This window comes from Nostoc foliaceum FACHB-393 (genome assembly GCF_014698505.1).
Taxonomy (GTDB): Bacteria; Cyanobacteriota; Cyanobacteriia; order Cyanobacteriales; family Nostocaceae; genus Nostoc; species Nostoc foliaceum_A.
In genome coordinates this window covers 72,273-97,830 of record NZ_JACJTD010000014.1, presented here as the reverse complement: position 1 = coordinate 97,830, position 25,558 = coordinate 72,273, and the positions used below count along the sequence as shown (strand labels likewise).

General features: G+C 40.6%; 19 protein-coding genes and 1 pseudogene. 14 read left to right on the top strand and 6 right to left on the bottom strand.

Going from position 1 to position 25,558, the window contains the following annotated elements:
* Positions 1-6 precede the first annotated feature (6 nt).
* The 9 genes from H6G92_RS13985 (at position 7) to cas2 (ending at position 9,049) form a co-directional block, all read left to right on the top strand.
* Complete coding sequence (locus tag H6G92_RS13985; RefSeq protein ID WP_190894282.1) at positions 7-243, top strand: DUF433 domain-containing protein; 237 nt, start codon at positions 7-9, stop codon at positions 241-243.
* An 8-nt stretch (positions 244-251) separates the two neighbouring features.
* Positions 252-3,542 carry a type I-D CRISPR-associated protein Cas10d/Csc3 gene (gene cas10d, locus H6G92_RS13980; protein ID WP_190894335.1) on the top strand — a complete coding sequence of 1,097 codons (3,291 nt, stop codon included), beginning with the start codon at positions 252-254 and terminating at the stop codon, positions 3,540-3,542.
* Between the two features lie 44 nt (positions 3,543-3,586).
* Positions 3,587-4,621, top strand: a complete 1,035-nt coding sequence (cas7d, locus tag H6G92_RS13975; RefSeq protein WP_190894281.1) for a type I-D CRISPR-associated protein Cas7/Csc2 — start codon at positions 3,587-3,589, stop codon at positions 4,619-4,621.
* 5 nt (positions 4,622-4,626) lie between these two features.
* Positions 4,627-5,334 (top strand): type I-D CRISPR-associated protein Cas5/Csc1, encoded by a 708-nt coding sequence (gene cas5d / locus H6G92_RS13970; protein WP_190894280.1) that lies wholly within the window; start codon positions 4,627-4,629, stop codon positions 5,332-5,334.
* A 114-nt stretch (positions 5,335-5,448) separates the two neighbouring features.
* Positions 5,449-6,069 carry a 2OG-Fe(II) oxygenase gene (locus H6G92_RS13965; RefSeq protein WP_190894279.1) on the top strand — a complete coding sequence of 207 codons (621 nt, stop codon included), beginning with the start codon at positions 5,449-5,451 and terminating at the stop codon, positions 6,067-6,069.
* Positions 6,059-6,922 carry a CRISPR-associated endoribonuclease Cas6 gene (cas6, locus tag H6G92_RS13960; RefSeq protein ID WP_190894278.1) on the top strand — a complete coding sequence of 288 codons (864 nt, stop codon included), beginning with the start codon at positions 6,059-6,061 and terminating at the stop codon, positions 6,920-6,922. The genes H6G92_RS13965 and cas6 overlap by 11 nt, the downstream gene beginning before the upstream one ends.
* 31 nt (positions 6,923-6,953) lie before the next feature.
* Positions 6,954-7,547, top strand: a complete 594-nt coding sequence (gene cas4, locus H6G92_RS13955) for a CRISPR-associated protein Cas4 (RefSeq protein WP_190894277.1) — start codon at positions 6,954-6,956, stop codon at positions 7,545-7,547.
* A gap of 170 nt (positions 7,548-7,717) precedes the next feature.
* Positions 7,718-8,722, top strand: a complete 1,005-nt coding sequence (gene cas1d / locus H6G92_RS13950) for a type I-D CRISPR-associated endonuclease Cas1d (protein ID WP_190894276.1) — start codon at positions 7,718-7,720, stop codon at positions 8,720-8,722.
* Between the two features lie 39 nt (positions 8,723-8,761).
* The gene (gene cas2, locus H6G92_RS13945; protein ID WP_190894275.1) at positions 8,762-9,049 is read left to right on the top strand and encodes a CRISPR-associated endonuclease Cas2; all 288 of its coding nucleotides are present in this window, start codon (positions 8,762-8,764) and stop codon (positions 9,047-9,049) included.
* 430 nt (positions 9,050-9,479) lie between these two features.
* Here the strand turns inward: cas2 and nifH are convergent, their stop codons facing one another.
* The 5 genes and pseudogenes from nifH to H6G92_RS13920 form a co-directional block, all read right to left on the bottom strand.
* Positions 9,480-10,370 carry a nitrogenase iron protein gene (gene nifH / locus H6G92_RS13940; RefSeq protein ID WP_069074423.1) on the bottom strand — a complete coding sequence of 297 codons (891 nt, stop codon included), beginning with the start codon at positions 10,368-10,370 and terminating at the stop codon, positions 9,480-9,482.
* A 1,711-nt stretch (positions 10,371-12,081) separates the two neighbouring features.
* Positions 12,082-13,701: an ArnT family glycosyltransferase gene (locus tag H6G92_RS13935; protein ID WP_190894274.1), complete on the bottom strand. Its 1,620-nt coding sequence runs from the start codon at positions 13,699-13,701 to the stop codon at positions 12,082-12,084.
* 497 nt (positions 13,702-14,198) lie between these two features.
* Positions 14,199-14,549, bottom strand: a pseudogene (locus H6G92_RS13930) (IS1 family transposase); the annotation flags it as partial.
* A gap of 58 nt (positions 14,550-14,607) precedes the next feature.
* Positions 14,608-14,979 (bottom strand): response regulator, encoded by a 372-nt coding sequence (locus H6G92_RS13925; RefSeq protein WP_190894273.1) that lies wholly within the window; start codon positions 14,977-14,979, stop codon positions 14,608-14,610.
* 109 nt (positions 14,980-15,088) lie between these two features.
* Positions 15,089-16,669: a hybrid sensor histidine kinase/response regulator gene (locus tag H6G92_RS13920; RefSeq protein ID WP_190894272.1), complete on the bottom strand. Its 1,581-nt coding sequence runs from the start codon at positions 16,667-16,669 to the stop codon at positions 15,089-15,091.
* A gap of 205 nt (positions 16,670-16,874) precedes the next feature.
* Here H6G92_RS13920 and H6G92_RS13915 point away from each other — a divergent pair, with 205 nt between their 5' ends.
* The 3 genes from H6G92_RS13915 to H6G92_RS13905 all read left to right on the top strand — a co-directional run bounded on the left by H6G92_RS13915 (position 16,875) and on the right by H6G92_RS13905 (position 18,608).
* On the top strand, positions 16,875-17,327 hold the full coding sequence (locus tag H6G92_RS13915) for a cupin domain-containing protein (RefSeq protein WP_190894271.1): 453 nt from the start codon (positions 16,875-16,877) through the stop codon (positions 17,325-17,327).
* 162 nt (positions 17,328-17,489) lie between these two features.
* Positions 17,490-18,017, top strand: a complete 528-nt coding sequence (locus tag H6G92_RS13910; protein WP_242059124.1) for a hypothetical protein — start codon at positions 17,490-17,492, stop codon at positions 18,015-18,017.
* 108 nt (positions 18,018-18,125) lie between these two features.
* Positions 18,126-18,608: a hypothetical protein gene (locus H6G92_RS13905; protein ID WP_190894269.1), complete on the top strand. Its 483-nt coding sequence runs from the start codon at positions 18,126-18,128 to the stop codon at positions 18,606-18,608.
* Positions 18,609-18,761: 153 nt separating this feature from the next.
* On the opposite strand, the gene H6G92_RS13900 is transcribed toward H6G92_RS13905, so the two are convergent.
* Entirely contained in the window at positions 18,762-24,332 is a 5,571-nt protein-coding gene (locus H6G92_RS13900; protein ID WP_190894268.1) for a PAS domain S-box protein, read from the bottom strand.
* Positions 24,333-24,669: 337 nt separating this feature from the next.
* On the opposite strand from H6G92_RS13900, the gene H6G92_RS13895 reads away from it, so the two are divergent.
* Positions 24,670-24,960, top strand: coding sequence for a Nif11-like leader peptide family RiPP precursor (locus H6G92_RS13895; protein ID WP_190894267.1), 291 nt, complete (start codon positions 24,670-24,672; stop codon positions 24,958-24,960).
* Positions 24,961-25,180: 220 nt separating this feature from the next.
* On the top strand, positions 25,181-25,462 hold the full coding sequence (locus H6G92_RS13890) for a Nif11-like leader peptide family RiPP precursor (RefSeq protein ID WP_190894266.1): 282 nt from the start codon (positions 25,181-25,183) through the stop codon (positions 25,460-25,462).
* Positions 25,463-25,558 lie beyond the last annotated feature (96 nt).

Genomic DNA, 25,558 nt, shown 5'->3' with positions numbered 1-25,558 from the left:
ATACTAATGCTTGAAGATGATTTGCCTTCTCGAATTTCGATTGACCCAAACATCTGTTTTGGCAAACCCTGCATTCGCGGACATCGTATTTGGGTTTCTTTAATTTTAGATTTATTAGCTGGTGGAGAAAGTATTGAGAGCATTTTAGATGCGTATATAGGTATAGAACGAGAAGATATTTTAGCGTGTATTGCATTTGCTGCTAAGACAATTCAAGATTTATATAATGAAGAGGGGGAATAGAAATGAGTATGAGTAAAGTTGATGATCATCCTGAACTTCCAGACCTAGATAACTATGATGAAGACGAAAAAGATACTCCTATTGAGCGCGAACTTTTAACTATTAGCCTCTTTAAAAAGGCAATTAAAGAAGTACCAGAAAATAAGGAAGATTCCATAATTATTAGTTTTTCTGAGAATGTATTACCTAAGCTAATTCATCAATTAGTAGGAGCAACAGCTAAGGGTGGTCAATTCACAGAAGACCGTAGATCCGAAGGTAAAAATGTTGAACGTAGTAAACATGACCAATCTTTATTATCTCATCTGCTTAATGGTTTATTTCCTACCTACCGAATTATTCAAAAATTAAAGTCATCGGAACTGGAAACTAATCCTGTTAAGCGTCAATGTGAAGAAAAGGAAACTCGTTTATTTGTAGCTGCATATATTCTACATGACTTTGAAAAATTCCCTGACTATCCGATTTGGTTAGAGGAAAATGATACAGATGATGTATTTAAAACCCGTGATTGGCGTAAAGACCCTGCAAAGAAATCAGATGAACCAAATTTAAGACGCGGGTATGTAAAACAAAAAATTCAGTATTTTAGTTTAGATAGTTTTTTGGGTGAAGGTTGGGAAAATTGTATCGATGATATTGTGTGGCTGAGTAGTAATGCTGGTGATGGCAGTGATGCTGATCGAGGTTTAGAAATTCGTGGTTTGCGTCCTAATTTAGATGGTCGAGTGCGGAATATACTGCACAGATTATTAAAAATGTCTGATTTATTTGCTTCATTATTAAAGCATCCTCGTGATGTAGAAAGTGATGGCAGAAATGAGAAATTACCTGAGTTATTAAACGATGTAAGTAATGGTCAGTTAAAGTTTAGTTACCATGCTTTGTCAGATAATCGTGGTGTGCTGACGAATATTATTAATAATGCTTTGATGGATGCACATCCTCAGCAATACTACACACAGTTATTGTATTTGCCAGATGGTGTAGTATACCTTGCTAGTAACGATGCACCTGCAATTCATACTGCTGATATTCCCAATCAAGTTGTAGATAAAATTAAAACATTATGTAGTAAGCAGTTAAGAAAGCGACAAACAGGTTTTAGTCGAGATGGTAAAGGTTTCAAGTTCGCTGATTACTACTGGTTATTTTTCCGTGCTAATGAGTTAATGGAAGTCAGCATTAATGCAGCTATCAGTATACTGCCTGATACTAAATTAGCCTCATCTGGTAAGCGAAGTGAAAGTTTACAATCTTTTCAAACACAAGGAGAATTACCAGAAAATATAAATGTTGTATTTGGTAATGAAATTCAAATTGATAGATTAGCTGAATTTGGAGATATTATATGTCGAGGTATTTGGGGTAAATGGCAAGAACGCGCCAATGAATACCAAAAACAATTTCCTAAAGCTGAACGTAAAAATATTCCTGATTTAAACCTGACTGAAAAACTAGCTGAATACTTGGGTTTGCTAGAGGAAATACCAGCTTTAAGACAAATTCAATCTCTCAAGAAAACAGGAGGTGTTCCTTTAGATTGGTATTATTTATCGGCTAAATATTACCATAAAAATCTAGGTAAAAATTTAGTACAAAATATTGAGTTGATGGAAGGAATGGTTAACTATACTTCCAACCTCATTAAACCTATTTTAGAAGATTTTGCAATTCCTGATGGTTGGAGTGATTTACGCACTTATGTAAGTCGAGTTATTTCTTTAGCAACAGGTGCAGTTGTTGAACCTAAGCCAGACCAGTTTTTAATAGAGATAAGTAGGTATAACGCTGCAAAAGTTACAGGAAGAGGTAGAGAAAATGTTTGTGCTATATCTAGTTCTCCCTACACTGTAACGGAGCAAATGGAGTCAGCAACATTATTTGCACCACAAGTTTACAGCAATCGTCAAATTTTATTTAATGCTCAAGCTGCAAAGCGACAAATTTGCTCAATCTGGTCAATTGAAATCATGTTGAGACAAATTATGATGAGTAAGACTAACGCAACTGGTGCAGACTTTGAAGGTCGTAAATATCGCTATCTCTATCTCTATCCTGCTTATTTCTTTACTCCAGAAACAAATAAGTTTTTGCAAAAAGCTTATAACGCCATATCTCAAACTCGATTTGATGCTGAACTTCGTAAACATTTTGTTTCCAAAGAACAAGTTGCGAATTTTACACCTGACAACTATCAAAAAGTCGATGAATTGTTGATTAAGCAGGATATTTCACCAGAAGATGATAAGACATTTAAAATTAGCTATCCCGATGATGAAACATTAACTTTCTTCTTCATTGGTTTACCGGCAGGAAGAGAACCAACAGATACAGAATCGTGGATAATGCCAGCTTGGTTAGCATTTGCTTTACCGCTTGTTCTCGATGTGAAAGTAGTTGCATCCGAATCACCTGTACCACCTTTCATTAGTGGTGCTGATTTTGAACAAACAGTTTTAATTGATGGAGAACATCAAGCGATTCGTTCTTTAATTCAAAAAGATAACTATCGTTTAGATAGCATTCTACCTAGAATTTCAGAAAAGCGTGAATTTTCTCCCCTCAATGCTCTCACTGCTGCTTACTCTATTCACTTGGAAGTTAACCGTAAAAAGGATGGCGATCCAGATTGGGGAAAATTAGCAGATTTGGCACGGGATTTAGAAACTAGCCCTCTCTATGTCTTCCATTACTTGAATAAATGGCTACGGAAGCAAGACAAAATTGATTCTGTACCTCTTGCTAAAGTTCGCCTATACTTGGATTTTTGCCACTATTTTGAACCAGAAGGAAAAGCTGTGAATCAACTGCGTAAGTTAACAGAACTCTACCGTCATTTTTATCGTTCTAAAAGTCAATATGCTAAAGCTAATGCCATCCTCAAACCAATTGATGAGGCTGCTGATGTAATTTTGAAAATTGATAAATCTATGGCTAGTGACACTGAATCTTTAATAGATGTGGTAGCTGCTCGTCTAGCCAAGCTGATGAATAATGTGAGGCGTAAAGCGGCTGAAGGAAAACCAACATTAACTTTAGTTGATGGTAAATGGAAACCTGCATTAACTTCCGAAGAAGAACGTCAAGCAGTCTATGAGTTTTCTAAGTATTTTGTAAAAGAAATATTTGAGGGAAGCTTTAAAAGCGATCGCGCACGTTTAGCAGGTACTCAACTCAATCTAATTAGAGATACTTGTGAATACCTTTATCGTCTAGCAGATGATGAAGAACGTAAAGCACGTCCACAAGATGAACCTGATGATATTCCTGAATTAGAACTTGAAGCATCAGTCTAATTTATTCTTTCTTTTCCAACTAACTAAATCGGAGCAATCAAATCATGAAATTCTTGAAAACACTCAATTCTAAATTTTTCCACGATGTAATTCCTGCTAAACCAATGGGCAAATATGTTCATTTTATTACCATTCGCGTTACAGAATCTTATCCTTTATTCCAGACAGATGGCGAACTAAATAAAGCTAGAGTACGTGCTGGAATTGAAAACAAAGAACCTATTAGTCGCTTGGCAATGTTTAAGCGCAAGCAGTCTACACCAGAACGTTTAACAGGTAGAGAATTATTACGTAACTACAAAATTGGTGACTCGGAAAAATGCGACTACAACGTAGATTTCAGCAAAACTACTCCTGATTGTATTCTCTATGGTTTTGCTATTGGTGATTCTGGTTCTGAAAAGTCGAAAGTAGTTGTAGACACAGCGTACTCTATTACACCATTTGATGATTCTCACCTTAACTTTACTCTCAATGCACCTTTTGAAAATGGCACGATGAGCCGTCAAGGGGAAGTAACCAGCCGTATTAATAGTCAAGACCATATCTTACCTCAAGTCTTTTTCCCCAGCATTGTCACGCTGAAAGATCCCACTGAAGCTGGATTTCTCTACGTTTTCAATAACATTCTCAGAACACGCCATTACGGAGCGCAGACTACTCGCACTGGTAGAGTGCGTAATGAGTTAGTTGGAGTCATTTTTGCTGATGGTGAGATTGTTAGTAATCTTCTCTGGACTCAAAAGATATATGACGTAATGAGCAATGCAACTCCAAAGCAAATTAATCCTCCTGATCCGCTCAATGAAGACGAGGTTTTAGAGGCGGCTACACAAGCAATTACTGCTCTAATGTCTCAAGAGTGTATTTCTCATACTGATTTTGTTGGTGCATCCTTTACACAACTTTTGAGTGAAGTTAAGTCTATCACCAGTGATGAAACTCGATTGCAAGAAATGTTGACTCAAGCAAATGCTGAATCATCTATTTATGCTCAAACATGGGTTCTTAAATCAGGGAAGAAAGACCCTAAGAAAGATACCAAGGTTAATAAGAAAGCTGTTGCTGCAACGGAGTAAGCGATATGGTGTTTATTTACCGTTGTCAAATAGAACTTCATGACAGCCTTTATTTTGCAACTCGTGAAATCGGACGATTGTATGAAACAGAAGCCCTAATTCACAATTACGCTCTCTGTTATGCACTGGGTTTAGTTGATAGCCAAATCTACTCTACTACCGTTGCTGAAGAACATTCTTATCGCTATTTTTGCCCCGAACAAGTGCCAAAATATGAGGAGCATTTAACGCCACTAAATCAACAGGAAATTTACGTAACTCCGGCGCGATCGCTCAATCATTCTTCCATCCTCAACACCTGGAAGTATGCTAACAACAACTACCACGTTGAAATGGAGAAAACACAAAAAAATATCCCTAGTTTTGGCAGAGCGAAAGAAATAGCAGCAGAAAGTCTATTTGAGTTTTTTGTCATTTCTCAAAAAGAACTCAAATTACCAAAGTGGATTCGCTTGGGTAAATGGATGAGCAAGGCTGAAGTGACGGTTGAACCATTACCGAAACATAAAATTTCTGAAGGTATATTCACTTGTACACATCCATTAAATCCGTTAGATGTGATGTTCACTAATCAAGTGATTAGCTATGATGTTGTGAATATGCCTCCAGTTAGCTTAATTCAGAATGTCCAAATGCGAGGTCAATACTATCAATTTGATGGCATTCAAAACTTAAAAATCCCAGTTCGGATAGAATATCGTTTTCGGAATTAATCACTTCCTAAAACCTTTACTACGGCTTTTATTTTTCGCAGGTTCTAGCGTCCAGTCACAAATTACGTTACAATTTTTAGCCCCTGTTAGTTCTGTACGCTCCCCACACTCATTGTGAAACACTATCAACAACAAACCAACGCTTTCCCCAGCGACTACCTAAACAACTTGTGGGGAGAAATCCAAGCTTGTCCTTACTTTGCTATCAACAACCTCAACCGGGATTTTGTCGCCACTAAAGGATTTTCTGTAGTATTTCAGCGTTCTGGATTAGCAAAAGTAGAACAGCAGTTTCCCTACTTCAAACCTTACCTCGATTTAGCACTCCAGCCGAATTGTAATGCTTTTTACCTCAATCCTTTACAACTCAAAGAAGGCTCCCGCGTTGATCCGCATATCGATCGCTCCTTACGTTCCTACTCCAAAACCATTGAACCGCCTGCGGTTGTTAGTGTGCTTTATGTGCGCGTACCTGCGGATATGGAAGGGGGAGAACTGGTATTGCGATCGCACAAACGCCAACTTGGGCAAATTAAGCCCCAATTCAATACTTTAGTTTATTTTCAAGGTGATTTAACCCATTCGGTTAACGCTGTCAAAACCCCAGGAAATCGTCTAAGTCTCGTTTGTGAACAGTATAGTTTGAGTGATGCTGAACTCCAAGAAATCCCTGAATTCACTGTAGAGTCAAGAAGCACTCAGTCTACAACCAAAAAGAGAAAGTATGCCTCATAGTTTAGTGTTGAATTTGCTACCTCAATCGCCCATTCCACCACAGTATCTTACAGGTAGACATCTCCACGCCCTATTTTTAACCCTTGTTAGTTCTGTAGATAGCACATTAGGCGATCGCTTGCATGATTCCACCGCAGATAAAGCTTTCACCCTCTCTCCCCTGCAAATAAGGGGAGAGGGGATAGGGGACAGGGGACAGGATCGGGGTAAATCTAAAATTTCTACTAGCAGTAGTTTGCAGTACTCACATCAGCAACCCATTCCCGCCGGAACTCCTTGTTGGTGGCGCATCTCTTTATTAGATGACACTCTATTTGGCAAACTTACCCAACTTTGGCTAAATCTTAATCCCAATCGCCCTTGGCATCTTGGCCCGGCTGACTTGTATATTACCAGCATTCAAGGCACACCCCAATCTATTCAACCTTGGGCAAATGCCAGTACTTACGCTCAATTATACGAAGAAGCTAGCGATCGCAATTCTTCCATCAACCTTACCTTTTCCACGCCTACCGCCTTCCGTCAAGGACAGTATGATACTACCCTTCCTACCAGAGAATCTGTGTTTAATTCCCTACTTTCGCGGTGGAATAAATACAGTGGCATAGAATTATCTCAGATTGCAATCGAGTCAATATTTCCCTCATTTGTCAATATTCATACAGAAATATTAGCTGACTCTCGCAGCAAATTTATCGGCATTCTTGGCGAAGTTACTTATAAAATTTTAGGGGCAGTTGAACCAATACAAATTAAGCAAATCAATGCTTTAGCTGACTTTGCTTTATATAGCGGTGTTGGGAGAAAAACAACTATGGGTATGGGAATGACGCGGCGGCTGTATTCTCCATAATTTCAATAATCATTTAAAAACCACCTAAGTTATGAATCAAACTGAATATATTTCCATTGCGGCATTGAATCAATATGCCTACTGTCCGCATCGCTGTTGGCGGATGTTTTGTGCCGGGGAGTTTACCGATAATCAATACACAATTGAAGGTACAACTTTACACGATCGCGTCCACACCACAAGCGATATACAGCGAGGAGAAACTTGGCAAATTCGAGCAATTTGGCTAAAGTCTGAGCAATACAAACTCATCGGTAAATCTGATTTAATTGAAGCCGAATCTGGTCAAGTTTATCCAGTGGAATACAAACGGGGACGCAAAGGTGAATGGGATAACGATGAGTTACAAGTTTGTGCCCAAGCCTTATGTTTAGAAGAGATGACAGGACAACCAGTTAACACTGGATATATCTATTATACCCACTCCCATCAACGGCAATTAGTAGAGATTAATGCAGAGTTACGGCAAAGTGCGATCGCTACTATTGAAGCTGTCACAAATCTCCTAGAAACAGGAGCAATGCCAAAACCAGTTTACAGCAAACGCTGTCAAGGATGCAGCCTTTATTCGCAATGTTTACCCAAAGCAACCGATAAAGTCAAAAGTTATCAAGAAGTAAATTAAATCATACCCAAATACAGTTCATAATGAGCAACAAAACCATCATGTAGAGACGCGATTTATCGCGTCTTGAAATACCAATTATCTACACCAACAATCCTTAACAGACGTATTGAATTCTACCTAATAAGTCTATTCATCCAATCTCCAACCATTACTAGGAATCATCAAAAATGGGAACACTTTACGTAACACAAGCCGATGCTTTTATCGGTAAAGTTGACGAACGTCTCACCGTCAAAGCTGAACAAAAAACAATCTTGGATATCCCTTTAATTAAAATAGAAGGAATTGTAGTACTAGGACGGGCTACTATTTCTCCCGCCGTCGTCAGTGAACTTCTAGAACGTCACATTTGTTTAACATTTCTCACACAAAACGGACGATATTTAGGGCGTTTAGAACCAGAAGCTACTAAAAATATCTTTGTTCGCAAAGCCCAATGGCAAGCTGTGGGAGAATCACAACCAGCAATACATTTAGTCAGAGGATTTGTGCGGGGTAAATTAAAAAATTACCGCCATAGCTTACTTCGCACTCAGCGAGAACATCCTGATACTGACCTGAATAATAACATCACTCGATTAGAAAACGCGATCGCACCAATCGAAAAAACTAACAGTATTGATTCCCTCAGAGGCTTAGAAGGTGCCGGTAGTGCAGCCTATTTCGGTTGCTTTCAACAGCTAATCAAAACCTCAGAATTTCGATTTGAAGCCAGACGCCGCCGCCCACCAACCGATCCAGTTAATGCTCTACTGAGTTTTGGGTATTCATTGCTACGCCATGATGTGCAAAGTGCTTTAAATATTGTTGGCTTCGATCCCTATCTAGGATACTTACACGTCGAACGTTATGGTAGACCTTCCCTAGCCTTAGACTTGATGGAAGAATTTCGTCCTTTAATAGTGGATGCTGTAGTCTTATCGCTGATTAACAAGCGATCGCTAACTCTAACTGACTTTACCACCGAACCGCTCAGTGGTGCTGTGTCTTTAACCAAAGAAGGACTCCATAAATTTCTTTGCGCCTATCAACAAAAGAAACTATCGAGTTTCAAACATCCAGTTTTGGGAAACAAATGCACCTACCAAGAATCCTTTGAAATTCAAGCGAGGTTATTAAGTAAATACCTAATGAACGAAATCGATAAATATCCTCCCCTAGTTCTCAAATAACTTGTAATTTCTCCCCATTCCCTATTCCCTATTCCCTTCATGTATATTGTTGTCAGCTACGACATTCCAGAAGATAAGCGTCGGACTAAAATCCATTCGATTCTTAAGTCTTATGGACAATGGATGCAACTGAGTGTATTTGAGTGCGATATCACTCCCACTCAGTATGCTAAACTGCGATCGCGTTTAGCGAAATTAATCAAACCTGACACTGATAGCGTGCGCTTTTATTTTCTCTGTGGCTGTTGTAAGCGAAAAGTCGAACGTATTGGTGGAGAACAGCCACGGGATGAAACAATTTTCTTTGCTGAGTCCCCTTCTGCCTAGGTTTCTACTTCTAAAGATTTATTCATCTTGATTCACTGCCGAATTGCAATTCATCAAAATCCCTATTAGGGATTGAAACTCCCCTTATACTAAAAGTAACCGAGTGCTGATAATTGCAATTCATCAAAATCCCTATTAGGGATTGAAACTAGTGTAGAAAAAGGAGTAAACCTCAAAGCCTCTCTCCTAAAAGGAGAGAGGTTTGGAGAGAGGTCAAAATCAATACAGTTCGGATAAGGATTTTTAATGACACGCCGCCAATTGTAGAGACGGCGATTTATCGCGTCTCTTGCCTTAACCGAACCGTATTGAGGTCAAAGTGTATTGCATACAAACGAGCGATCGCGGTATATTCCTTTCAAACAAAAAAATGCAAAAATGAAAGGGTGGGCTGCTGCCCACCCTAAACCGTTATTTACTTAGCAATAGTTTAAACAGGTGCTTCAGTAGCAGACTTACCAACAAGCATTGCGGTATTTTCGTCACTTTCAAGGATACCGAATTCAATCAACAACTCTTCTAACTCTTCCATCTCAATTGGGGTGGGGACAGTGAGGTTTTTGTTGTCGATAATCTTGGTAGCCAGTGTCCGATATTCGTTACTTTGATTGCTGTCAGGAGCGTACTCGTTAACAGTCATCCGACGCAATTCTGCGTGTTGAACAATATTGTCACGAGGTACGTAGTGAATCATTTGGGTATTCAAACGTTTTGCCAAGGTTTCGATTAAATCGATTTCCCGGTCAACGTTACGGCTGTTACAAATCAGACCACCCAAACGCACACCGCCAGTGTGAGCATATTTGAGAACACCACGAGCAATGTTGTTAGCTGCATACATTGCCATCATTTCACCAGAGGTAACGATGTAGATTTCTTGTGCCTTACCTTCACGGATAGGCATAGCGAAACCACCGCACACAACGTCACCCAAAACGTCGTAACTTACAAAATCAACATCTTTGTAAGCACCGTTTTCTTCTAAGAAGTTGATAGCGGTGATAATACCACGACCAGCGCAGCCCACACCAGGTTCAGGGCCACCAGACTCCACACAACGTACATCGCGGAAACCGGTCAGCATTACTTCTTCGAGTTCAATATCTTCTACAGCGCCACGTTCAGCAGCTAATTGCAGAACACTTGTTTGAGCTTTACTGTGTAGCATCAAACGAGTAGAGTCAGCTTTAGGGTCGCAACCGACAATCAGAATGCGTTGACCCATTTCAGCCATTGCTGCTAGGGTGTTTTGAGAAGTGGTAGATTTACCAATACCGCCTTTACCATAGAAAGCTATTTGTCTAATCTTTTGCTCAGTCATGGTTGTGTTTCCTACAATGATTTAGTTGATGGGTCGTAAGCTTGATGTGAAATCTTCACCCTTGGCGTCGTAGGGAAGTAGAGCCTGTTGGCGTATATGCATAGCAACTTTCGCTAGACATCGCATCCTGGCAAAAACAGTTAAAATCAGAACATATTTACCCACGGAGCGATGGCTTAAGGGATAGAAAAATCTCTATTTCCTAATAACAAAGCCTTTAAAACTTTGACTTCAGCATTGTTAGTTGTTGTAACAGAATCCCAAATGGTTGCTCAAGCCTCAAGAGTGGTTGCAGCAGGAATTCAAATGAACGCAGATTTGTTCCCTGAACCACACAACCAACCAAATTGCAATCCACTCTTAAATGGTCGCTACAACTTTTTTGATTTTGCTGATGTCAAGTCGCCAAGAACATGCATAATGCTTCTCGTTTCGTGATTGATGCAGCACAATAAATTCCAGCCTAAAAGTGATAGCTACCAGTGCAGTAATATAATATTTACACAGGCAACATCTGAGACTCTGGCTGAGATAATATCTTTGTGACTTTTGACAGTATGGTTAAATTCCTATAAATTGTGGAACTACACCATTCTGCTTGAAGTTTTCGTTCCAAAAGTCAGCAACTGCTTCAACTTAGTTTGCGGTTGAAAACGTTTACTTCCGCAAGACGAAGTTAGTAAATATTATTCTGTATTCCTATTGAATTGTCAGGCTGTACTAAGAGTCTTTCTTCCCAGACTCCAAGAGTAATTGCCTTTGGCGGGTAATGCTCTAGCTAGGTTAGCCAACTCTTATTGGCTCATACCCAGATAAATTTCGATTGACTTCAAGTTGTTACAAAGGCTACTATCCTACTCAATCTAGTTCTAGATTTTCGTCAAAAAAAGATGTAGCTAATTGAAGTGGACTTACCAGAGCAAAAAAACTTTATTGAGCTTGCCTCAAACTTGTCTTGAAGTCTTTTTGTGCTTTTAACTTGTTTGATTCCTATAAAAACCATAACATACATCTCACTAATTAATTTGGCGAATCTCAAAATATTGATCTATTTAATAGAACATTATCCTTGGAACCTTTAATAGTCATAACTTACGCGTTTATAGATTAATAGCTAATGAGATTATTTATCATAACCAATTTGTGCAGTTAGATACTTTTGGGTATTTTATAAAGGTATTTAAAACTAATGTTTGCTAATGAAAATATAGTTAATTATTTTTGGAATCAAAATTTTATTTATTAAATAACTCACAAAATTTTACCTGGGAATATCAAGTTCGCTTAATTACCCATAATTCAAAACCCTCTCTCCTCTACGGTTTTAACAATAAATCTTTCGCAAGACAGATATCAATATAGTTTGGATAAGATCTCCTATAGCGACCTCCTTAAAAAGGGGGTCGCTACGGTGGTGTGCACAAATCATCTAATTATCTAAAAGTCTTTAAAACCTCAAAGAGTCCTGACGGATAATCTCTCTCCTTATTACAGCGGTTCTCGTTTACGTGAGGTACATATAATGTTGTACGGTAACGTAACGATCGCAGGGACAGTTACCGTTACCTGCCGTGCCCCTACATTTGGCGATATAATGTTGTACCGGATCTGAGTGGGAACTGCTATAAGACAGATTTAGGAAGCAGAGGGGAAAGAGGTAATTTTAATTCTCCCTCCAACTCCTCTGCCTCTTGTGCCTTATCCCTTACATTTATAGACGATTAGTATCTTTTGTAACTAACTTCCAGCCTTCAGCTTGGTCAATTAGCTTCATAGACTCTAGTTGGAGATTGTTAAAAGCAGATGCATGGAGTAGAAAGTAGGGTTGCCCGTTGTAGTGCCAATAATATTCCAGTTCGCCAACAGAAGCGGGAATGATGGTGCGATCGCTATAATAATCCAACGAGGGACGATGGTAGGGAAAGGATGTGTAAATCTTCCTCGTAGCTGGATTTGCCCTCGCGATCATGGCGGCGACTGGTTTAACTGGATAGGCTTCAGATAATTCCCAAACCCAGTAGTTAGATTTCATTAACAGTAGCAGCGAAATATAACTTCCCCAAAACAAAATCTTCAGAAATTGTGCGTCGCCTCGTTCTGCCAAAATAGCTGCTAAGGTCATAGTTAAAGCTACTGCTGCAAAAATCAGTTGTAAATCTGTTTTTGGTGTTGTACCCCAACTGAAATAAATACTACCAGCAGAAGCGGCTACAGCAAGTATCGCTAAACCAGCGACCCAAGCACGGGGATAGGATGAGAGTAAAGGCGAATTTTCTGTATCTGATAACTGGATACCAAAAGCTAAAGCTAAACTCGGGTAAATTGGGAATAAATACCAGGGTACTTTGGTAATCATGAAGGAAATTACCAGCAGATAAACACCACTCCACGCCATTACTAGTTTTGCCCAGCTAAGGTTGCGGTTTTCCCAGGTTAAGCGGACAGTTTGTGGTAAGAATAATAGCCACGGCCATGTGTATTTGAAAAGTTCAATAACATAGTACCAAGGTGGTTCAGAATTTTCCTCTACAAATGAGCCAATTCGGCCGAGTGATGGGTTTACAATCCCAATTTGGGCGAAAGTGTAACCATAGTGAATTAGTTGGGCACCATACCAAGCAGCTACAGGCAAAATGCCAATTAAGATTGCTATCCACAGATAGTAACAGGTGAGAAGTCGTGGCGTATCCCAAAACAGAAACGCGATCGCGATCGCACCTAGTAATACGCCTAGTAATCCTTGAGTCAGGCAAATAAATCCAAAACTAATACCAACACCAAGGCAATAACGTAAATCCCGACGCGATCGTAACACGCACAACATCATTACCATCAAAAAACTTACCATCGCCCCATCCAACATTGCCAGCCGCCCATGACGCACTACAGGTAGCATTGTTAGATAAATCAAGGCGCTATAAATAGCAGCCCAACGTTGGCGAAATATCTCTCGAGCAATGCAATACAGTAAAGGTACAGATGTTGCTGTTAAAATTGCTCCAGGCAGGCGCGTTGTCAACTCATTTTCGCCTCCAAGAGAATAAGCCCAAGCAATTAGCAAATGCATCAAAGGCGGCTTGTTATGATATGGTTCGCCTCCTAGCGTTGGGTAAAGCCACCGCATAGAACCTGCTGGAGCGTGCCAAATTTCACGAGCTACCTGTGCCACAGTCCCTTCATCCCAATCTCGCAGCGGCAATCCTCCCAGATTGATGCTAAACAGTAACACTGCTGCAAGCAGCAACACGATTAGCCATACCCAATCAATCCATTTCCCAACCGTGCGATGCTGTTTTTCTAGATGACTCCAAATAAAGCTTCCTTCTTGCATATTCTATGGTAATCATTTTACTTGCTGGTTTGATTACATAGAGACCAAAGCGAATCTCCAATGTTGTCACCCAGTAACAACGTATGTTATTAACAATTGCTAGTTTCCAAGATTAACTCAACTTTCTATAATTAGCGCTATTTTTTGAAAAATTTATATTGGTTATTTAAATAACATTTCAGCTAATAAATGATAAAAATAATACATCCAATAAATTATTTATTACCTGTTATATAGTCCGTAAATAAACTTGTATTTTATTTTTAATGTGACGCTTAGTGTAAATTTTTTCTACTTAGTTTTTATCTGGTTAACTTCAGGATTTTAGTGAGGAATTGCTACACTACTTCAATGATGTGCTGAACACTTAAAGAAATTACCCATAACACTTTTGAATAGTATGGCGTTGCTGAATGAAGGGATGAATCGATTTATGTAGGTACAGTTTGATACTTCAAACAATGAAGTATCAATTTAACTGAGAATCACAGCATTTATTCTGGCTTGCAATAGCATAAAGTTTTTCGGTGAAGACGTGCCAGATAATGTCTAAGCCTTGTGTTTTCATTTTCAACTCGTGTCATATATGTTTTACTAACAATTTGGTCTCCATCTAGAATAAAACTTGGGTAAACAATAAGCCATCTGTCACATAAAAATAGCTTTTCCACTGTGAGCGCAATTTCCCACAATGGCTCAAAAATTTCGGCACTGGTTGTCGTCCCAAAACCCAGGCTAAAATACCTTGAGTAATTGATTTACTACTGTCCATAACCAAATTTTGTTTTTTTTGAGCCAACAAATGTCTCTAATTCATCAAGTTCTCCAACTTCTGGAATTAGATATTCTTTCATTAAATGATTCTGCATTTATGCAGCGCCTTCTTTGCCGTTCATCAAAGTCAGCCTAACTGCCCAGTATTTCACTAATTTGCTCTGCCAGTTTCAATGGACGGAAAGGCTTGGCAAAAATAGCAGCAACATCCAAATCAGTAAACCTCTCTCGATCCGATTGCTGAAATTTGGCTGTTAATAAAATTACTGGAATTTTTTTAGTTGCGGGGTTAGCTTTCAGTTGTTGTAGAGTTGCACGCCCATCCATATCAGGCATCATCATATCTAGTAAGATGACATCTAGTTTATGCTTAACAGCTACGTTTAAGGCTTCTTGACCAGAACTAGCCGTGAAAACATTCCAGCCCGCACCCATTTCTAATCCCAACTTTGCGATCGCCCGCACATCTTCTTCATCATCAACAATCAAGATATTTCTGTTCATAATGACACTCTTGCACAATGTAAGTGCTGATTTGCTTGATCGCTCTTGAGATATTCTAAAGCTAAATCGGGGAAAAGCAGGGGATAATTAAGCAGTTATAAGCTAATTATTAGAAAGCTGGTAAAGGTAACAGTACATAAAACGTGCTACCTTCGCCCAAAGTGCTCTCAACCCAGATTTTACCGTTATGTTGCTGGACAATATTTCGGCAAATAGCCAGTCCTAAACCTGTTCCTCCTTTTCTGCGGGAGTCGGATGCATCTACCTGCTGAAAGCGCTCGAAGATTAGTTGTAATTTATCTTCAGGAATTCCTCGCCCTTCATCTCGGATAGTAATTAGCAGGAAACTTGGTAATGGAGTGCTTTGTGTTGAAGAATGGTCATTTTCCACCAACCCAACACCCTTGTGTTCTGCGAGTGTGGCACTTACCCACACGGTATCACCTGGTTCAGAAAACTTAATAGCGTTACTTATTAAGTTGGTCAGAGTTTGCAGTAGGCGATCGGGGTCTGCCCAAAGATCAATTGCTAGAGGATGGACAATCAGTTTAACTTGCAATTTATCTGCCATTGCCTGCATTGTCTCTGTTGCCATAATCAGCAGGTCAGCAGCGTTGCACTTCACCTTCTGCATGAAGATTTTGACTGATTTCATCCGCTCTAAATCGAGAATATCATTTATCAATCGGATCAGGCGTTCAGTATTAGTGGTAGCAATGCTCAGAACTTTTTGTCCCTGTTCAGTTAGAGTTCCTAATTGTCCTGCACCCAATAAATCTAACGCTCCCATTGTAGAGGTTAAAGGTGTACGTAATTCGTGACTAACTAGAGAGATAAACTCGTTTTCCAAGCGTTTACGTTCGGTGATATCGTTGGCGATCAATAAAGCGCATTGCACCCCACCCAAGTCAATCAATTCGATAGATAGCAGTATAGTCTTGACCTCTCCAGACTTGGTAGAAAATTCAAATTCCTGATTATAGAGTGACCCAGTATCAGATAAAAGTTGGATGGTCTGAGCGTAGACGCTACGCGGCTTGTCGTCAGACATCGCTACTGCATCCTTACCTAAATTAAGTTCAGTAGCAGTGTGTCCAATCACTTCCTCTAGACAATAGCCGCTCATCTTCAAGAAACTGGGATTGACATCAATAAAGCGTGCTTCCGAAATGGTGGCGATCGCGATTGGATTGGGACTAGAGCGAAAAACTTTAGTGAACTTCTCTTCTGCTTTGGCGCGATCATGAATTTCTTGCTGCAACCGCTCATTTTGAGCTTGGAGTTGTTGTTGCAGTTTCCAAATCGTCAAGTGATTTTCAATTCGTGCTAAAACCTCTTCGAGTTGAAAAGGCTTAGTTATATAGTCCACCCCACCAACTGCAAACGCTTTCACTTTATCCAGGACATCACCCAAAGCGCTGATAAAAATTACTGGAATTTCGCGGGTGCGATCGTTTGCCTTCAGGTGTTGACACACTTCATAGCCATTCATCTCAGGCATATTCACATCCAACAAAATCAGGTCGGGAGGAACTGCATTTGCTCCCCGTAACCCCGTAGAACCTTTAGTTACGCTGCGAACTTTATACCCCTGTTCCGTCAGCATGGCAGATAGGAGGTTCAGGTTTTCTGGCGTGTCATCAATCACTAGTATGTCTGCTTTGGGCAAGTTGAATGGCTCTTTAGGCATGGCAATATCGACTTTAGCCAGAATAGGCTACTAATTATTCTTAGAGATTTTAACCTTAGTTCAATGTCTTAATAATCAGTTACAAAAAAAATACCAATCACCCATTGATCTCCCCTAGTTCTCCCCGATTAATTTTTAATCTTAAAAACATCAAATCAAGTTTGTAAATCAAACTTACCAAATTACAGAACAAGGAGTAACTTGTATGCAAAGTTCAACGATACGTAAACCAACTATTCTTGCACCAGGAGAAGGTAATCAATTCTCAATCCTTGGTTCACGGTTCACAACAAAAGCAATCGGTGAAGAGACAAATCAAGCTTGGTCAGTTTACGAAATTACAGATACAGAGGAAAATGGGCCGCCACTGCATACTCACCCTTGGGAAGAAGCATTTTATGTTCTAGAAGGAGAACTAGAAATCCAAGTTGGTACAGAAACAATTTTGGCATCACCAGGCTTTTTCGTTAACATTCCCCACAATGCACCACATGCCTTCAAAATTTGTTCTGCTACTGCTAAATTTCTGGTTTTAATTTCACCTAAGGGCGCGAAGAACTTTTATGAAGAAATGGGTCAAGTAGCAGATAGCTCATCGCTAAACATGGAAAAAGTACAGCCTGTTTTGAACAAATATGGATTGCAGTTTCTTGCGTGAGCTTTTCATTTGGATGCAGGGCGCACATCTGTACGTCCCTACTGAGACGGGCTATATATAAACACGCAGACTTCGCATTCTAAATCGTCTTTGTTGATAAATAAATTAATTAATTTCTACAAAAGTCTTATGTACTCAATAACAAACAAGCAACCCTATTCTATGCTAAAAGCTGTCCGCCTTTTCGCTACTAGTTCCCTGAGTTTGGGCCTCACCGCTAGCCTTGTTTTTTACCCAAGCGCGAGTCAGGCGGGTAAAAACGACACTGGAGTCCCTGCTGAACTCCAGGGTGAGTGGCGATATGGTCGAATCTCGTCCATCCAATATCAAGATAGTTACACAGGGCAGTCAGCAGCCCCGAACGGTTCTAGCGATCAATTTCAACTCGCATCTAACGGAAACTACAAGCGAAATAGGCTGCTTCAAATCAACACTTACAACTGTGCATCTAACCTCTTCATAGAGGAAAAAGGCAAAGTTAAGATTGAGGCTCAACGCCTGACTTTCCAACCCAGTGACAGCACATCCAAAGGGCAAATCTGCAATAGCGGGCGCACCTACTCCAGCCGCAATACAGCAAAGGCTGAGACTTATCAGTGGTCGATTGAGACGGATGAGTACGGGCAGCAAGTTCTAGTACTTGAGACTGCCGACGGTAAGGGGCGAAGTCATTACGGGCGACCTCAATAAGCTAATAAGCATTCAAGAGTTAAGCTTTTTCTCTCCCCACCCTTCCTTGCTCCCCTAGTTCTCCCCGATTGTTTTTTAATCTACAAAATATCGAACTGAGGTTATCCCATGATTCACCATATTTCAATTGCTGTTAGAAACCCTAGCCATGTTGCTCAAGTTCTGGCGGAAATCTTAAAAGCGCAAGCTGTTCCCTTTCCTCCTAACCCAGGAAGCTATATGGTTATACCTTTTGATGAATACGGTACAGCCATTGAACTTTATCCTTTAGGCTCTCAACTTGAACCTGGTCAAAATGATGATGAATGCGTATTTGTCCGTACTGCAATTACCTCTATGTATACAGATATTCATGCAGCTATTTCTGTGCCCATTACCCAGAAAGAAATTGAACAAATCGGTATCCGTGAAGGTTGGCGTGTAGTGCGCTGTAACCGCGACTCTTTCTTTGATGTGATTGAGTTCTGGGTGGAAAACAGATTAATGATAGAACTGTTAACACCAGAAATGGCATCTCAGTATTTGAAATTTGCCACTCAGCAAGAAAATCTGAAATATTTTTTGGCAGAACCAGCATTAGTCACAAATTAGTCAACTCTAAGCGTTTAATCTGAATGGTTACAGCCCATACAAATTAAACGCTTACTTTTATTCAATTTCCTACTTTTTATTGATCAAAAAAACTTCTAAAATTAGGAGTGCGATCGCTAATTAAATCTCACTTGATTAATTACGAATTACGAATTATAAGTTATCCTCCGTTAGACTGATAATTTCATCGAAGCAGAAGCTTCTGACTAAATTTGCCAATTTTTCTGCCAAAGCAGAATGTGTTGGTGGAATTTGCTCAATTAGTTGGAAAATTCTTTCAGCATCGACTTCAATAGCTGCCTGATTAAGTTCTGTTACCCATTGGGCAGGCATAACGGTAATTGCAGAGCGAAGATCCAAGATGGAAAATTGAATATTTTCTAGGTTGTTGTCTGTTGTTTCTTCACGACTTTCTTCTGCGTAAACATAACGCACCTGCAAATATTCAGCTATCTTTTCAAAAATTACCTGCTCCCGGAATGGCTTACGAACCAAGTCGTTGCAACCTGCGGCTAAGATGCTTGCCTGTTGTTCTTCAAAAGCACTGGCGGTTAGGGCAATAATTATAGTGCGGTGATTTGCATTTGTATTTCTTTCCCTGGCTCTAATCTCTTTTGTTGCATCGTAACCATTCATTACAGGCATCCGCATATCCATCCAAATTAGGTGAGGTTGCCAGGTTTGCCAAATAGCGATCGCTTCTTGTCCATTATTCGCAGCTTTAATCTCAAAGCCAATGCTACCAAGAAGTTGCACAATTAAATCGCGGTTTTCTTTGCGGTCATCCACTACCAGAACACGGTAAGATGGTTGGTCTGCTGCCAGCTTGAGTACACGTCCCTTACTCAATTTTGGTGTAGCTTTTAAAGCTGCGGCTAAATTCACTTGGATTTCAAAACTAAAAGTAGATCCTTGTCTAACGCTACTCGTCAAGTGAATATCGCCCCCCAGTAACCGCACAAATTGACGGCTGATAGTCAGTCCTAGTCCAGTTCCCTCCTTGGTTTGGATACCGCTTGTGGTCTGGACAAAAGGCTGAAACAGGTTATTCATTTCTTCTGGTGCTATTCCCCGTCCAGTGTCTTCGACTTCAAAGTGAAGAGATGGGGAAGAGGCAGAGGGGCAGGGTGCGGGGGGCAGAGGAGAGGAGTTTTCCCCCTGCTCCCCACTCCCTAATCTGACTCGTAAAGTTACTCCCCCTGTTTGAGTAAACTTGACGGCGTTACCCAAAAGGTTAATAAGAACTTGGCGGAGTTTTCCCTCATCTGTTTGGATATAACGGGGAAGATTGGGAGCAATTTCAAATCTGAGGAACAATTGCTTTGTTTGTGCCCTTACCTGAAACATTTCTTGTAATGTTTGCAACAGCAGATAAAGGTCGAAGTCTTCAGGGTTGAAAATGATTTGTCCAGCTTCAATTTTGGACATTTCTAGGACATCGTTAATCAGGTTGAGCAAGTGTTCTCCACTGCGGTTAATGGTAGCTAAAGATTCACGTTGGTTTGAGTTGAGACTAGTATCTCGTTCCATTAACTGAGAAAAACCCAGAATCGCATTCAAAGGTGTGCGGAGTTCGTGACTCATGTTAGCGAGGAAAGCACTTTTGGCACGGTTGGCAGTTTCGGCGGCTTCTTTGGCAATTCTCAACGCTTCTTCTGCTTGATGCCTAGCTCGACCGATCGCAATTATTTCACCTACCAGTTTCAGTAAATTAATATCTTCTTGGTTCCAGGTTTTCGAGCAGTGAATCATCGCTGCACCAACAAATCCCACTACTTTGCCAGCATGAACCATCGGCACTGCTAGTAAAGACTGAAACGACATACTTTCAAAAACTTTTCGCTCAGGTAGATGGGGTGGTAAATTCTCCACACAAGAGATTTGTCTATGCCTACCACGGAGAATCGGTTCGTAGAAATAGGGGAAAACTTCCACAGGTGAACCTTTTGCAATATCAATCAATGGTGCAACATCTTCACCACACCATTCATGGATGAGGTGGAATTCACGTTGATCTTGGGAGCATTCAAAGATGCAACTGTGTTCAGCATCAATAAACTCAGCGATCGCTCGAAGTGTAAAATTAATTGCTGTTTCTAAATTTTGGTCAATAAATTGGCGAGAAATGCTACTGAGTAAACTTTCGGCTTGAGTCCGACGTTGCAAAGCTTCCTCTGCTTGTTTGCGATCGCTAATATCACGAGCTACACCCACAATCTGAAAATTACCCTGGGCATCTTGTGTGCGGACTGCATTAGCAGTTAGCCAAACCCAGCCTTTAGTTCGATGTTTGGCGCGGTACTCAGTTCCCGAAATTCCCTCACCTGTTGTCAGGATACTTTGGGCGGCTTCAAAACATATTGGCACATCATCGGGATGAGTAAAGGATGCCAAGGAATTACCTTCCATTTCGCTGGGGGCAAATCCTGTAGTGTTCAATATATTAGGAGAAATATAGTTAAATACTCCATCAGGATTGATGACAAACAGCATATCGTTGACCTTTTCAACGATAGTGCGAAACTTTAACTCACTTTGCTGTAGGGCGGCTTCTGCCTGTTTGCGTTCCAATTCAGCACCGGCACGGGCAGCAAAGATTTTAAGAATGAGTTCCCGTCCCGGATCGTGCTTCATTGGTTTGACATCGATCACTGCTAGATGTCCGATGATTTCGCCGGATGAACTAGTTAGAGGAACACCAAAAAAACTCTCGGCATTCATCTTCACTAAATCTGCATCTTGGGGGAAAGCGGCTTGTACTGCTTGAGGGTAGTGACAGAGGTTACCTTCCAAGGTATGTTCACAAGGAGTACCTTGCAATTCATACTCCAAGTTTTCGTTAATAGCCCCGCCACACCAAAATGCTAAAGTGCGGACTCTAGTTTTTGGCTCATCACCAAACTCAGTGACTAGAGCATATTGAACTTGCAATACTTCGGCAAGGTAACGAACGCAGGAATTGAAAAATTCATCACCTGTTTTTGCTGCTGTGCCCTCAACAATTAAGCGTAAAGCCTGTTCTTGCCGTTTGCGATCGCTAATATCTGTAAAGACAGAATCCAAACAGGATTCTTCTGCGTTGAGACGGAGTGACAACAGTACCCAAACAACAGATCCATCCAAGCGTCGCAGTGCTACTTCAAAATTGCGAACTTCACCGTCTTCTTCTAACTCTGCTAACATCTGCACGCGATCGTCTGGATTGAGATATAAGTCAGTTGTAAAATACTTGCCAATTAAGTCAGCAGCAGAGGTAAAACCTAATATCTCAGCACCACGTTGATTAGCATCGATAATCAATCCATCTTTTTGGCAGGTGCGGAAAATCCCCACTTGGGAATTTTCAAAGATGTTGCGGTATTTCATTTCACTACGACGCAAGGCTTCTTCTGCTTGCTTGCGTTCTGTGATGTCGCGTCCCACACCCGCGATCGCAATTTCACCACTGGGAGTGTTGATTGTGGAAGTGTTAAAGTTGAACCATCGCCAGCTACCGTCTTTGTGTCGCAATCGCACTTCAATATCAGTCAGCTTTTCCCCAGTTAGAGCTTTTTGTAAGGCGGCAACACTAATTTCTAAATCTTCAGGTTTGGTAAACTCCACCACCGAATGACCTTCGATTTCCTCCAGGCTGTAACCCATAGTTGCAGTTACATTCGGCGAGTGATAAGTAAAAATTCCCTCTGGCGAGAGGACAAATATCAGATCATTGGCATTTTCAACAATGCTGCGGAATTTTAACTCACTTTCTTGGAGGGCTGCTTGGACGCGTTTGCGTTCTGTAGCATCGGTGCCTACTGAAAGAATTTCGATTAAGTTTCCTTGTGCATCTAATATGGGTTTATTTGCCCAGACTATCCAGACGCGATCGCCATTTTGGCATAAGTTCTCATTTTCGTTGAATAGATAGTTTTCTGGATGTTGACAAATATCAACCATTAATGTCTGTAAGTCGCGCCCAGAAGTTTCTGTTTCTGGAACAATTGTGCCAATAACATTACGCCCGATAATTTCATCTAAATCGAAACCAAAAAGCCTTTGACCATAATCATTTAAAAATATGATGTCGCCGTTACCATCCCAACGTAGAATGATGCAGTTGGCTGTTTGCACCAAATCCCGATACTGGACTTCGCTTTGTCGCAAGGCTTCCTCAGTGCGTTTGCGAGCAGTAATGTCGCGCACTATCGCTAAGATGTGCGGCTTACCGTTGTAAATGCAAGTTGTCCCTTTAACTTCCACATCTATCAAAGTGCCATCTTTGCAGATATCAACTGCTGGCCCATAAAATTGCTCACCAGATTGCGTTGTTTTGAGAAACTCTAAGAAAACAGAATGTGAGTCTGGGTGAATGTAAACAGATGGATGTAAAGTGAGAAATTCTTCATAAGAGTAACCGTGCATCTGACAAGCCGCAGGATTAACTTCAGCGACTTTTTCAGTTTCTATTTCAGTAATAAATAGTCCATCATTAATAGCTTCAAAAATACTGCGATATTGTAGCTCACTTTGTCGCAGTGCTTCTTCTGCCCTTTGGCGTTGGGTAATGTCGCGGAAACTCCACACTCTACCAATAATCTGTTCGCCGATGCGCTGAGGACAGGAATAGCGCTCAAATACTCTGCCATCGCACAATTCTAATGAGTCGTAACTAACTAGCTCTGGCTGTGAGTATAATTCTCGGACTCGTTGCAAAAACACATCCGGGTCTTTTAGCTGGTTTGCCAGATACGCTAGCCGCTGAGGATGATCTGGTTCTGTCAAAAGTTCTGGTGGAATTGACCACATTTCTAAGAACTTTTGGTTGTAACTAGTGATATTACTTAAACTATCAACTACTAATATACCGTCTTGAATCGATTCAAAGATAGCGCTTAATAGAGACAAAGAGTTTTCTAAGGCTACTTGAGTTTGTTTGCGTTGCGTAGCTTGTCGATAGACATCGCTCAAATCCCGCCCTAAAACCACCAGAGCTTTGCGTCTACCATCCTGGTGAAATAGGGGAGCTTTAATCATATCTACACTGGTCACTGTCCCATCAGGTCGGGGTATAACTTCTTCTACTCGATGCACACATCCCAACTGCCAAGCTTGTTCATCTGTTTTGTCGCAGTTGAGCAAAGCATCGTGATAAAAATTGCTAAATTCTGCTAGTTCTGAATCTGTTTTGCCTTGATAATCAACGCCTTGTAGCTGTAAAAATTCCAGGTTAGCTTGGTTTGACAGCAACCATTTTCCCTCGCCGTCTTTTAAACAGATAATATCGGGTGTAGCGTTAATTAATGTCTGCAAACGCTCCTCAATCTCTTGTAAGGATTCTTGAGTTTGTTTCGCCAGCGTGATATCCCGAATCACCAATATTGCACATTGATCATCAGTCAGTCCGCTACAGTTACCGGAAATTTGTAGTGTTAAAGTCCGCTCACCCTGCTGGAACTGGTAATTTGCTGTTTCGTACTCACCATTGAGTATCCGCACATCAGGATAGGCTGGTAAAGCAACTGGTTGTCCTGCTTGTGCTAGGGGTAGCAAGTCAGTTAACTTCGCACCGGAGACAGTGTTGTGGGGTTGATTCACCAAACCCTCAAAGCTAGGATTGCACCATTGGATGCATCGGTCTTCTCCTACCCAGACTACAGCATCAGCGATCGCACCTAATGTTACTTCCATTTTGGTGAGGGTAGCTTGCAATTGCTTTACCTGCTCCAATTGTTTAGCGCTCATCACCAACTCCTTAATATCTCCTAGATAGATCAATCAATTTGGTATAGCGATTGTATCTTTAGTTGATCATTAGGATATTTAACTACAGCAAAACTACATATTTGCTTCAAATATTACAGCAGTAATGCAGATATCAGCATCATAGAGAGGGGCTGGGGGATAAATAACTAATCCCCGAATTAATCTGTGCTGAAAAATTTTTCCGTAATTGCACTTATCTCCCCTATTTCTCCCCTATTTCTTTCTAAATTCAAATCAGAAAAGCAGAGGACACCGCCCAAAACAAGCGTACAATCTCTGCCGTATCAATAAGTCAATAAAAACGGAGAACAAACGTATGCTACACCAAATTAAAGAATTGCTTCAAAACGCTCAACTGCAACAGCAAATCAAAGCAGCAACTAACCAAGCAGAAGCCATCAAAGTGCTAGCGATCGCTAGTGCAGAGAAAGGTTATAACTTCACAGTTGAAGCCATCTCTCAAATGCTGGCCGAACTAACCTTTGTAGACTCCAACGAACTGAGTGAAGAAGAATTACTTAGTGTTAGTGGTGGAGCGATGTCTGATAGTGCGCCTAAGCTATGTCATACAGCGGGCTGTGGTGGCGGACACTGCTCGGTGCAATGATGGCTGATAGTGCGCCAGAGGGTAGGGGTAGAAATAACTAATACCTAGTTTTCAATCCTCCAATTAATCTGTGCTGAAAAACTTTTCTGCAATTGTAACTATCTCCCCTATTTCTCCCCTATTTATCTCTAAATTCAAATCAGAAAAGCAGAGAACACCAACCAAAACAAGTGCACATCTCTGCTGTGTTAATAAGTCAACAAAAACGGAGAACAAACGTATGCTACACCAAATTAAAGAATTGCTTCAAAACGCACAACTACAACAGCAAATTAAAGCAGCAACCAACCAAGCAGAAGCCATCAAAGTACTAGCGATCGCTAGTGCAGAGAAAGGTTATAACTTCACAGTTGAAGCCATCTCTCAAATGCTGGCAGAACTGACTTTTGTAGACTCCAACGAACTGAGTGAAGAAGAATTACTTAGTGTTAGTGGTGGATTGATGGCTGATAGTGCGCCTAAGCTATGTCATACAGAAGGCTGTGGTGGCGGACACTGCTAAAAAAGGTATGTAGCTTCTCTTTGTCTATGGCATTATAGCCTCCAAGGTCAGGTTGTTTTTCTAAAACAGCTTTTTATATCCAACTTTCCCAATATT